This is a genomic window from Streptomyces sp. NPDC040405 (genome assembly GCF_055595765.1).
Genome location: NZ_JBVIVI010000002.1, coordinates 1331716 through 1344132 on the forward strand (window position 1 = coordinate 1331716; position 12417 = coordinate 1344132).

The 12417-nt window shown below is 70.8% G+C and carries 8 protein-coding genes; all 8 read left to right on the plus strand.

Annotation, left to right across the window (positions count from 1 at the left end; genetic code table 11):
- Positions 1 to 48: 48 nt before the first annotated feature.
- Positions 49 to 1053, plus strand: coding sequence for a 2-hydroxyacid dehydrogenase (locus ACZ59A_RS13255; protein WP_470957415.1), 1005 nt, complete (start codon positions 49 to 51; stop codon positions 1051 to 1053).
- A gap of 342 nt (positions 1054 to 1395) precedes the next feature.
- Entirely contained in the window at positions 1396 to 4317 is a 2922-nt protein-coding gene (locus tag ACZ59A_RS13260) for a putative bifunctional diguanylate cyclase/phosphodiesterase (RefSeq protein ID WP_470957417.1), read from the plus strand.
- A 210-nt stretch (positions 4318 to 4527) separates the two neighbouring features.
- Positions 4528 to 6387: an acetolactate synthase large subunit gene (locus tag ACZ59A_RS13265; protein ID WP_468042186.1), complete on the plus strand. Its 1860-nt coding sequence runs from the start codon at positions 4528 to 4530 to the stop codon at positions 6385 to 6387.
- Positions 6388 to 6424: 37 nt separating this feature from the next.
- Positions 6425 to 6949 carry an acetolactate synthase small subunit gene (gene ilvN, locus ACZ59A_RS13270; protein WP_470957418.1) on the plus strand — a complete coding sequence of 175 codons (525 nt, stop codon included), beginning with the start codon at positions 6425 to 6427 and terminating at the stop codon, positions 6947 to 6949.
- 75 nt (positions 6950 to 7024) lie between these two features.
- Entirely contained in the window at positions 7025 to 8023 is a 999-nt protein-coding gene (gene ilvC, locus ACZ59A_RS13275) for a ketol-acid reductoisomerase (RefSeq protein ID WP_470957420.1), read from the plus strand.
- 329 nt (positions 8024 to 8352) lie between these two features.
- Positions 8353 to 9954, plus strand: a complete 1602-nt coding sequence (gene serA / locus ACZ59A_RS13280; protein WP_470957422.1) for a phosphoglycerate dehydrogenase — start codon at positions 8353 to 8355, stop codon at positions 9952 to 9954.
- Between the two features lie 192 nt (positions 9955 to 10146).
- Complete coding sequence (locus ACZ59A_RS13285; protein ID WP_470957424.1) at positions 10147 to 10860, plus strand: TetR/AcrR family transcriptional regulator; 714 nt, start codon at positions 10147 to 10149, stop codon at positions 10858 to 10860.
- Positions 10861 to 10903: 43 nt separating this feature from the next.
- Positions 10904 to 12409 carry an MFS transporter gene (locus ACZ59A_RS13290; protein WP_470957425.1) on the plus strand — a complete coding sequence of 502 codons (1506 nt, stop codon included), beginning with the start codon at positions 10904 to 10906 and terminating at the stop codon, positions 12407 to 12409.
- The last annotated feature ends 8 nt before the right edge of the window (positions 12410 to 12417 follow it).

Below are 12417 nucleotides of genomic sequence, written 5' to 3' on the forward strand. Positions count from 1 at the left end.
CACCAAACTAACCTCTGCGGAGAGCCTCACTTCGCATAGCCTCCTGGCATGAGTGCAGATCACAGCGATACGTTCCGGCACCACGATTCGTCTCATGCCGCGCCCGGCGGCCCGGCCCGCCCCCTCGCCTGGCTGCCCATCGCTCCCGAGGGGATCGAGGGGCTGCCCGAGGGCCTGGAATACGCCCACTGGGACGGCGGTCCCGACTACCCCACCGACCCCGCCCGCGTCGCCTTCTACTGTGCGCCGTACATGAAGAGCCCCGAGGTGCTGGCCCGTCCGCTGGAGGCCATGACGGGCCTGCGGGTGATCCAGACGCTCACCGCGGGCATAGACAGCCTGCTGCCCGCCATGTCACGCGTCGTCCCCGGGGTGCAGCTGTGCAACGCCCGCGGGCTGCACGACGCGAGCACCGCCGAGCTGGCCCTGACCCTGATCCTCGCCTCGCTCCGCGACATCCCCGGTTTCGTCCGCGCCCAGGACGCCGAGGAATGGAACTCCGGCTTCCGTCCGGCGCTCGCCGACAAGTCCGTTCTGATCGTCGGGTACGGCTCGATCGGCAGCGCCATCGAGGACCGGCTCGAACCGTTTGAGTGCGAGCGGGTGGCGCGCGTCGCGCGCTCCCCGCGTACGACCGAGCGCGGTCCGGTGCACCCGATCGACGCCTTGCCTCAACTGCTTCCGGACGCCGACGTCGTTGTCCTGGTGACCCCGCTGACCGACCGGACCCGGGGGCTGGCCGGGGCGGACTTCCTGGCGAAGATGAAGGACGGAGCACTGTTGGTGAACGTCGCACGGGGCGCGGTGGTGGACACCAAGGCGCTCCTCGCCGAGGTGGAGAGCGGTCGGCTGCGGGCCGCGCTGGATGTGACCGACCCCGAACCACTGCCCGTCGGGCATCCGCTGTGGCACGCTCCAGGAGTGCTCATCACCCCGCACGTGGGCGGCCCTTCGTCGGCCTTCCTGCCCCGCGCCAAGCGGCTGTTGCGCGCCCAGCTGCACCGGTTCGCCGCGGGTGAGCCGATGGAACATCTCATGATGACCACGGGGTAGACGAGGGGGCAACATGCCCCTGACAGTACATACAGGCATCGATTGACTGCACTCCGTATATACATCGCCGTAGTCGGTTACGGTGAGTAGATGACCTATGTCCCTGAGTGACCAGTCTGGTGTATCGTCCCGAGCGGGGGCTGCGCCAATGACCTGACGGCGTCAGCGATGGACCGGAACTCGAGGGGGGCGACGGGCGATGTATGGCCAATGGACCAACGACCCGACGCAGCTCAGGCGTCGACCGCGACTTTTCCGCGCAGCCGCGCGGCTCTCGATGACGAAGCTCATGGGGATACGGCCGGTGCGGCCGCGCCCCTTCGCACGACGGGTGGCAGCGCGGTGAGCGCCACCGGAGCGGTGCTCGCCCGGCCGTCGGTCTCCGGCGGTGCCCGGCTGCTGCCCCAGGTCGTCCTCGCCCTGGTCTGCGGCGGGTACGCGGTGGGTGCGGTGCTCGGCTGGGGCTCATCCGAACTGGCCGTCTTCATGGGCGACTTCGGCCTGGCCGCCGCCGCCCTCGCCGCCGCCGTCTCCTGCCTGTGGCACGGCCGCAGGAACTCGGGGCGGATGCGCCCGGCCTGGCTGCTGTTCGCGGCCTCGTCCGCCATGGCGGCGCTGGGCAACGGCACTTGGGGCTGGTACGAGGTGGTGCTGAGCCGCCCCGTGCCCACCCCCTCGTTCGCCGATGTCAGCTTCCTGCTCTTCGCGCCGCCCGCGATCGTGGGCATGCTGGTGCTCGCCAAGCGCCCGCAGAACCGGGCCGGATGGATCTGCCTGGGGCTGGACGCCTGGCTGATCGCCGGATCGCTGATGACCCTGTCGTGGAGCCTCGCGCTCGCCCACACCGGGCAGTTCGGCGGGGACGCCGAGAGCGTGGCCCGCAGGGCCTTCTCGCTCGCCTATCCGCTGCTGGACATCGTGCTGGTCAGCATGGTGATCGTGCTGCACTTCCGGCGCTCGGCGTCGGCCAACCGGTCGGCGGTGAACACCGCGATAGCGGCGTTCGCCCTGACCGTGCTGTGCGACGCGCTCTTCACCTCGCCGCTGCTGCACGACCACTACCGCTCCGGCCAGATCCTGGACGCGGGCTGGTTCGCCGGTTCGCTGCTGCTCGCCTACGCGCCCTGGGTGGCCCGGCGGGACGCCGCCGAGACCCCGCCGCCCGTGGTGCGCCGCTCCGACCGGCCGAGCCGTCCCTCGGCGGGCGCGTTCGCCGCCCTGGCGCCGTATCTCGCCGCCGCCGTCTGCACCCTGGGCATCCTGTTCAACGTGATGGACGGCCGTCCGGTCGACGGAGTGGTGCTGTGCACCGCCAGCGCGGTCGTGCTCGCCCTCCTCGTCCGACAGGCGATCATGCTGATGGACAACATCGCGCTCACCCAGGAGCTGGCGCACAAGGAGAACCACTTCCGGTCCCTGGTGCAGAGCTCCAGCGACGTGATCATGATCGCCGCGCCCACCGGCATCCTGCGGTACGTCAGCCCCGCCGCCTCCGGTGTCTACGGGCGGGAGGCGGACGAGCTGATCGACTCCGAACTGGCCTCGCTCATCCACCCCCAGGACCTGGGCCCGGTGGTCCACGAGGTGCGCCGGTTCCTGGCCGCCTCGCCGGGGGAGGAGCCCACCACCCGCATCGAGTGCCGCTTCCGCTCCGGCTCCGGCGACTGGCTCAACGTGGAGTCGACGGTCAGCCGCCACCACGGCGGCCTGATCTTCAACAGCCGCGATGTCACCGAGCGGGTCCGGCTTCAGGCCCAGCTCCAGCACAGCGCCGAGCACGACCCGCTCACCGACCTGCCCAACCGCGCCCTGTTCACCAAGCGGGTCCGGCACGCGGTCGGCGGGCGCCGCCGCACGGACGCGGGCACCGCCGTGCTCTTCATCGACCTCGACGGCTTCAAGGCCGTCAACGACACCGTCGGCCACCAGGCGGGCGACGAGCTGCTCGTCCAGGCCGCCCGGCGGCTCCAGGAGTCCGTCCGGTCCGGCTCCGGCGACTGCGCCGCCCGGCTCGGGGGCGACGAGTTCGCCGCCCTCATCGTGGGCGACGGCGACGGGGACACCAGCACCCGCGAATGCCGCATCCTGGAGATCGCCGACCGGCTGCGGGCCCGCCTCTCCCAGCCCTACCGGGTGGAGGGCGGCACCGAGGTGCGGGTCGCCGCCAGCATCGGCGTCGCCTTCGCCGAGTCCGGCACCAGCCCCGGCGCCCTCATGCGCAACGCCGACCTGGCCATGTACCGGGCCAAGGCCGCCGGAAAGAACCGGGTCGAGCTGTACGCCCCGCAGATGCAGGCCGAGGTGGCCCGCCGCGCCGAGGTCGCCACCAGGCTGCGCGCCGCCCTGCACGACGGTGAGTTCGTGCTGCTGCACCAGCCCGTCGTGGAGCTGGCGACCGGCCGGGTCACCGCCGTCGCGGCGCAGCCCCGCTGGCGCTCCGCCCAGGGCATCCTGTTCACCCCCGCCGAGTTCCTGAGGGTCGCCGACAACGGGCGCGGCGGCGACCGCGGCCGCGCCGGTGAGGAGGGCGCCCGCACCGCCGAGCTGGCCCGCTGGACGCTGGAGGCCGCCGTCGAGCAGGCCGCCCAGCGCCGCCGCGACGGCCACATGGCGCCCGTCTGCGTCCGGCTGCCCGCAGGCCGTCTGGTCGACAAGTCGATGCCGCCCAAGGTCGTGGAGACCCTTCTCGTCCGGCACGGCCTGCCGTCCGGGGCGCTGATCCTGGAGCTGACCGACAGCGACCCACGGGTGCCGCTGGACGAGCTGGAGCACCGCCTCGGCGCGCTGCGCCGACTGGGGGTGCGGATCGCCCTCGACGGGTTCGGCAGCGGCTATGCCGCGATCAGGGCGCTGCGCAGGCTCCCCATCGACGTGCTCAAGCTGGACCAGGGGCTGGTCGAAGGGGTGGTCGAGTCGTCCCGGCTGCACAAGATCACCTCAGGGCTGCTGCGGATCGGCGGCGACCTCGGGATGCAGTCCATCGCGGAGGGCGTGGACCTGCCCGAACAGCTCGTGACCCTGCGCGGCATGGGGTGCACCCACGCCCAGGGCATGGTCTTCAGCGGGCCGCTGGACGAGCACCGGCTGCGCCGGGCGCTGACCCGCGGCAGCTATCCTGTGCCGCGCTCGGACGCTCCGGTGCTGGTCGGTGGCGGGCTGCCGATGCGGCACGGCGGCTTCGGCGGCCATGGGCCCCGGCGCCCGGAGGCGCACACCCATCCACCGACCCGCTCAAATACTGAGACTCCCGTCCCACCCACTTGACACCTGATACGCGCGAGGTGGAGGGTCGGAGCCATGCGCACCCGAATTCTCGTACTTGGACAGCGCGTCGGCTGAGCAGGGTCATGTTGAAGCCCTGCGGACCCTCACCGGCGCGCTCCCCTCGCTTGCCTAACGGCACGAGGGGTTTTTTGTTGCACTGACGCCTGTGCACCGCCTTCCTCCCCGCATCACACCTCATTCGAGAAGAGAATGCCGATGACCGAGCAGGCCTCCGGGGCCCATCATCCCCAGCCGCGGGCCCGTAACGGCGGACCGCAGTCCGCCACCGTCGAGCACGTCACGGGCGCGCAGTCCCTCATTCGTTCGCTCGAGGAGGTGGGCGCCGACACCGTCTTCGGGATCCCCGGCGGTGCGATCCTCCCCGCGTACGACCCGATGATGGACTCCTCGAAGGTCAGGCACGTACTCGTCCGCCATGAGCAGGGTGCGGGTCACGCCGCCACCGGTTACGCCCAGGCCACCGGCAAGGTCGGCGTCTGCATGGCGACCTCGGGCCCCGGCGCCACCAACCTGGTCACCCCGATCGCCGACGCCCACATGGACTCGGTCCCGATCGTCGCGATCACCGGCCAGGTGGCCTCCAAGGCGATCGGCACGGACGCCTTCCAGGAGGCGGACATCTGCGGCATCACGATGCCGATCACCAAGCACAACTTCCTGGTCACCAAGGCCGAGGACATTCCGCGCACGATCGCCGAGGCGTTCCACATCGCCGCCACCGGCCGTCCCGGCCCGGTCCTGGTCGACATCGCCAAGGACGCGCTCCAGGCCAAGACCACCTTCTCCTGGCCGCCGCAGACCGACCTGCCCGGCTACCGCCCGGTGACCAAGCCGCACGCCAAGCAGATCCGCGAGGCCGCCCGGCTGATCACCCAGGCCGAGCGCCCGGTGCTGTACGTGGGCGGCGGCGTCCTCAAGGCGCACGCCACCGCCGAGCTGAAGGTGCTGGCCGAGCTGACCGGGGCGCCGGTCACCACCACCCTGATGGGGCTCGGTGCCTTCCCCGACAGCCACCACCTCCACCTCGGCATGCCGGGCATGCACGGCACCGTCGCCGCCGTCACCAGCCTGCAGAAGGCGGACCTGATCGTGGCGCTCGGCGCGCGCTTCGACGACCGGGTCACCGGCAAGCTCGATTCGTTCGCCCCGTACGCCAAGATCGTGCACGCGGACATCGACCCGGCGGAGATCGGCAAGAACCGCGCCGCCGACGTGCCGATCGTCGGTGACGCCCGCGAGGTCATCGCGGATCTGGTCGTCGCGGTCCAGACCGAGCACGAAGCGGGCCACACCGGCGACTACGCCGGCTGGTGGGAGGACCTGAACCGGTGGCGCGAGACCTACCCGCTCGGCTATGACCTGCCCGAGGACGGCAGCCTGTCGCCGCAGCAGGTCATCCAGCGGATCGGCGAGCTGGCCCCGGAGGGCACGATCTTCGCCGCGGGCGTCGGCCAGCACCAGATGTGGTCCGCCCACTTCATCCAGTACGAGAAGCCCGCGACCTGGCTGAACTCGGGCGGCGCCGGGACCATGGGCTACGCCGTCCCGGCCGCCATGGGCGCCAAGGCCGGTATGGAGGACCGTACGGTCTGGGCGGTCGACGGCGACGGCTGCTTCCAGATGACCAACCAGGAGCTGGTCACCTGCGCGCTGAACAACATCCCGATCAAGGTCGCGATCATCAACAACGGCGCGCTGGGGATGGTCCGCCAGTGGCAGACCCTGTTCTACAACCAGCGCTATTCCAACACCGTGCTGCACTCCGGCCCGGGGGCGGACACCACTCAGCCGAGCGCGGGCACCCGGGTCCCGGACTTCGTGAAGCTGTCCGAGGCCATGGGCTGCGTCGGCATCCGCTGTGAGGACCCGGCCGACCTCGACGCCGTGATCGAGAAGGCCAACGCGATCAACGACCGGCCGGTGGTCGTGGACTTCATCGTCCACGAGGACGCCATGGTCTGGCCGATGGTCGCGGCAGGCACCTCCAACGACGAGATCCTGGCGGCGCGCGACACCCGTCCGGACTTCGGCGACAGCGAAGACGACTGAGGCCCGGGACCGAGAGAGAAGAAGAGAGACGCAACGCATGTCCAAGCACACGCTCTCCGTCCTGGTGGAGAACACCCCCGGCATCCTCGCCCGGATCGCCGCCCTGTTCTCCCGCCGCGGTTTCAACATCGACTCGCTCGCCGTGGGCGTCACCGAGCACCCCGACATCTCCCGCATCACCATCGTGGTCAATGTCGAGGAGCTGCCGCTGGAGCAGGTGACCAAGCAGCTCAACAAGCTCGTCAACGTCCTGAAGATCGTCGAGCTGGAGGACAACTCGGCGATTCAGCGGGAACTCGTTCTCGTGAAGGTCCGCGCCGACAACGAGACCCGCTCCCAGATCGTCGAGATCGTCCAGCTGTTCCGCGCCAAGACCGTGGACGTCTCCCCGGAGGCCGTGACCATCGAGGCCACCGGGGGCAGCGACAAGCTCGAAGCCATGCTCAAGATGCTGGAACCGTACGGCATCAAGGAGCTGGTGCAGTCCGGCACGATCGCCATAGGGCGCGGCGCCCGCTCCATCACCGACCGGAGCCTGCGCGCGCTCGACCGGTCCGCCTGACGAGACCCCCGAACCTTCACCCGCCCGCCCGTCATACGGTGGGACGCACAACCCACACGCTAGGAGAATCCCGAAGTGGCCGAGCTGTTCTACGACGACGATGCCGACCTGTCCATCATCCAGGGCCGCAAGGTCGCGATCCTTGGCTACGGCAGCCAGGGCCACGCCCACGCGCTGTCGCTGCGTGACTCGGGCGTCGACGTCCGGGTCGGTCTGCACGAGGGCTCGAAGTCCAAGGCCAAGGCCGAGGAGCAGGGGCTGCGCGTGGTCACCCCGGCCGAGGCGGCCGCCGAGGCCGACGTGATCATGATCCTGGTCCCGGACCCGATCCAGGCCAAGGTCTACGAGGAGTCCGTGAAGGACAACCTGAAGGACGGCGACGCGCTGTTCTTCGGCCACGGCCTCAACATCCGGTACGGCTTCATCAAGCCGTCGGCCAACGTCGACGTCTGCATGGTCGCCCCCAAGGGCCCGGGCCACCTGGTCCGCCGCCAGTACGAAGAGGGCCGCGGCGTGCCGTGCATCGCGGCCGTCGAGCAGGACGCGACCGGCAAGGCCTTCCCGCTCGCCCTCTCGTACGCCAAGGGCATCGGCGGCACCCGCGCCGGGGTCATCAAGACCACCTTCACCGAGGAGACCGAGACCGACCTCTTCGGTGAGCAGGCGGTGCTGTGCGGTGGCACCGCGGCGCTGGTCAAGGCCGGGTTCGAGACCCTGACCGAGGCCGGTTACCAGCCGGAGATCGCGTACTTCGAGTGCCTCCACGAGCTGAAGCTGATCGTGGACCTCATGTACGAGGGCGGCCTGGAGAAGATGCGCTGGTCGATCTCCGAGACCGCCGAGTGGGGCGACTACGTCTCCGGCCCGCGGATCATCAACGACTCCACCAAGGCCGAGATGAAGAAGATCCTCGGCGAGATCCAGGACGGCACCTTCGCCAAGAACTGGATGGCGGAGTACAACGCCGGTCTGCCGAAGTACAACGAGCTGAAGAAGGCGGACGAGGACCACCTCCTGGAGACCACCGGCAAGGAGCTGCGCAAGCTCATGAGCTGGGTCGACGACGAGGCGTAAGCGCCCGAACGGCGCGGCGGGCCGCGCCCCGGGTGTGGGGGGGGGGGGGGGGGGGGGGGGGAAACACCCCCCCCCCCCCCCCCCCCCCCCCCCCCCCCCCCCCCCCACACCCCGTTCGCCTTTGTCCGCCGCTTTGTCCGCCGCGCATCACCACGTGCGGGTGATCCTGCCGCATTGGCGCATTACACAGGCCCGATCGCTACTACACTTTCGTGCAACAAACGCGTCAGGCTCACAGCGTCGTGCGTCTTCCACGCGGCTGGACCCCTTCACCGCCTGCGGCCGTCGGGACGGCCGTCCGCTGAGGACTAGTGAGGACTGAAGACCACGTGAGCACTGCTTCCCCCGGTAAACCTGTCGTACTCATCGCCGAAGAGCTGTCGCCGGCCACGGTCGACGCCCTTGGCCCGGATTTCGAGATCCGGAGCTGCAACGGCGCGAACCGAGACGAGCTGCTTCCCGCCCTTGCCGACGTGGACGCGATCCTCGTCCGCAGCGCGACCAAGGTCGACGCGGAAGCCATCGCCGCGGCGAAGAAGCTGAAGGTGGTCGCCCGCGCGGGCGTCGGCCTGGACAATGTGGACGTCTCCGCCGCCACCAAGGCGGGCGTCATGGTCGTCAACGCGCCGACGTCCAACATCGTCACCGCCGCCGAGCTGGCCTGTGGCCTGCTGGTCGCCACCGCCCGTAACATTCCGCAGGCGAACGCCGCCCTGAAGAACGGCGAGTGGAAGCGCAGCAAGTACACCGGTGTGGAGCTGAGCGAGAAGACCCTCGGCGTCGTCGGCCTCGGCCGCATCGGCGTCCTGGTCGCCCAGCGGATGTCCGCCTTCGGGATGAAGGTCGTCGCGTACGACCCGTACGTCCAGCCCGCGCGCGCCGCGCAGATGGGCGTGAAGCTGCTCACTCTCGACGAGCTGCTCGAGGTCTCGGACTTCATCACCGTCCACCTGCCGAAGACCCCCGAGACGGTCGGTCTGATCGGCGACGAGGCGCTGCGCAAGGTCAAGCCCGACGTCCGCATCGTCAACGCCGCGCGCGGCGGGATCGTGGACGAGGCGGCGCTCGCCGCGGCCCTCAAGGAGGGCCGGGTGGCCGGTGCCGGTCTGGACGTGTTCTCCAAGGAGCCGTGCACCGACTCGCCGCTGTTCGAGTTCGACAACGTGGTCGCCACCCCGCACCTGGGCGCCTCCACCGGTGAGGCCCAGGAGAAGGCGGGCATCGCCGTCGCCCGCTCGGTGCGGCTGGCCCTCGCGGGCGAGCTGGTCCCGGACGCGGTCAACGTGCAGGGCGGCGTGATCGCCGAGGACGTGCGCCCCGGGCTGCCGCTGGCCGAGAAGCTGGGCCGGATCTTCACCGCGCTCGCGGGCGAGGTCTCCGTCCGGCTCGACGTCGAGGTGTACGGCGAGATCACCCAGCACGACGTCAAGGTGCTGGAGCTGTCCGCGCTCAAGGGCGTCTTCGAGGACATCGTCGACGAGACCGTGTCCTACGTGAACGCCCCGCTGTTCGCGCAGGAGCGCGGCGTCGAGGTGCGGCTGACCACCAGCTCGGAGTCCTCGGAGCACCGGAACGTGGTGACCGTGCGCGGCACCCTGTCCGACGGCGCCGAGGTCTCGATCTCCGGCACGCTGGCCGGGCCGAAGCACCTCCAGAAGATCGTCGCGGTCGGGGAGTACGACGTCGACCTGGCGCTCGCCGACCACATGGCCTTCCTGCGCTACACGGACCGCCCCGGCATCGTCGGCACGCTCGGCCGCATCCTGGGCGAGGCGGGCATCAACATCGCGGGCATGCAGGTCTCGCGTGCCGCCGTGGGCGGTGCGGCGCTGGTCGCGCTGACCGTGGACGACACGATTCCGCAGACCGTGCTCACCGAGATCGCCGAGGAGATCGGCGCCACGTCGGCCCGTTCGGTCAACCTGGTCTGATCCGCTCGCAGCACCCACGCGTCACAGGGCCCGGCCCCCGCTTCGGCGGGGGCCGGGCCGTTTCTTTCGCGGGCCCCGCGGCCACTTTTTCATCAGGCGTTGAATAAAGTGTCGGGGAGGGCTACGCTCTGAGCTATGTGGAGAAAAATTCTCCACATAGCTCCGCCGTGTGCCCTTCGCAGGAGACCCGTCGTGTCCGATGACACTCCCCGCATGCGCGCCGACGCGCGCCGCAACCGCGAGCAGATCCTGCGCGCCGCCCGTGAGGTCTTCGCCGACCAGGGGCCGGACGCCCCGCTGGACGAGATCGCCCGGCGCGCCGGAGTCGGCATCGCCACCCTCTACCGGCGGTTCCCCACCCGCCCCGACCTCTTCCGCGGCGTCGCCGCCGAGGTCTTCGCCGCGGTGGACCGGGCCGCGCGGCACGCCGTCGACGCGGAGGACGATCCGGCCGACGCCCTGCGGCGCTTCATGCACGCCGCCGTCGATCTCAAGATCGGATCGGTGGTGCCCGCGCTGCTGGGCCACTTCAGCGCCGACGAACTCTTCGGCCGGGAGCGCGCCGACGCCGCCCATCCCGCCGACGCCGCCCGTCCCGCCGACCCCGTCGAGACCGTCGACCACCTCCTCGCCCGGGGCCGCGCTGCCGGTGCGATCCGCCCCGATGTCGTCTTCGGCGACATCGTGCTGATGATCATCCGGCTGACGCGGCCGCTGCCCGGCGGGGGCCGCATTCCGCAGGACGACGCCCTCGCCCACCGCCAGCTCGATCTGTACGTGGACGGGCTGCGCCCCACCGGCTCCCCGCGGCCCACCACCGCCCTCGGCGGCCCGGCCGTGGACGCCGCCGCCTTCACCCGCATCCGGGAGCGAGTGATCGGCGACGCCCGTGCCGACGTCGACTGATCACCGCCTGCCGCCCGTACCGCACGACCAGAAAGGCACCCTCATGTCCGAGCCCACAGGCATACCGCCCACTGCCGCACCGTCCGACGCCAACCCCCGGCGCTGGTTCGCCCTGCTCTTCATCGGCCTCGCCCAGCTGATGATCGTTCTCGACATCACCATCGTGAACATCGCCCTGCCCTCCGCCCAGCGCGACCTGGGCATCTCCGCCGGTGACCGGCAGTGGGTCATCACCGCGTACACCCTGGCCTTCGGCAGCCTGCTGCTGTTCGGCGGCCGGATCGCCGACTACACCGGCCGCAAGCGCGCCTTCCTGGTCGGTCTGATCGGCTTCGCCGGGGCCTCCGCGCTCGGCGGCGCCGCCCAGGGGCTCGGGATGCTGCTCGGGGCCCGCGCGCTCCAGGGCGCCTTCGCCGCGCTGCTCGCGCCCTCGGCGCTGTCGCTGCTGGCCGTGAACTTCACCGAGCCGCGCGAGCGCGCCAAGGCGTTCGGCATCTTCGGCGCCATCGCGGCGGGCGGCGGCGCGATCGGCCTCGTCGTCGGCGGGCTGCTGACCGAGTACCTGGACTGGCGCTGGTGCCTGTACGTGAACGTCCCGATCGCCGTCATCGCGGCGTTCAGCTGGTCCGTCCTGCCCGCCGACCGGCGCGCGGAGGAGCGCGCGCGCTTCGACATCCCCGGCGTGCTGCTGGCCGTCGCCGGTCTGGTGTCGCTGGTCTACGGATGCAGCGAGGCCGAGTCCGAGGGCTGGGGCTCCCGGCTGGTCACCGGGCTGCTCATCCTGGGCGCGGTGCTGCTCATCGCCTTCGTCCTGGTGGAGCGGAACACCGCGCGGCCGCTGCTGCCGATCCGGGTGATCGCGGACCGCACCCGGGGCAGCGCCTATCTGGCGGTCGGCCTGTCGGTGGTCGGCATGTTCGCGATGTTCCTCTTCCTCACCTACTACATGCAGATCGTCAAGGGGTTCTCGGCGCTGGTCACCGGCGTGGCCTTCCTGCCGATGACCGCGGCGGTGCTGGCGGGCGCGGGCGGCGTCGCCGTGCGGCTCATCCCCAAGGTGCCGCCTCGGGTGCTGGTGGTGCCCGGCCTGCTGATCGCGGCCACCGGGGTGGCGCTGCTGATCCCGCTGGAGGCCGGAAGCTCGTACGCGGCGGGCGTGCTGCCCTCCGAACTCCTCGTCGGCTTCGGCATGGGCCTGGTGATGGCCCCCTCGATGAACTACGCGACCCACGGCGTCCGGCCGCAGGACGCGGGCATCGCCTCCGCCACGGTGAACACGGCCCAGCAGATCGGTGGTTCGATCGGCACGGCGCTCCTCAACACCATCGCCACCAGCGCGACCGCCGACTACCTCCGCGGCCACGCCCGCCACATGACGCCGGACACGGCCAAGGACGGCCTGGTCGAGGGCTTCTCCCACGCGTTCGTCTGGTCGTCGGTGATCCTCACGGCGGCAGCGGTGGCGGTGGCCCTCCTGATGAACACCCCGCGCCCACCCCGCGACAAGGCCGCCCAGGGGGCGCTGTCGGCTTCCGTACACCTCGGATGACCCGGGTC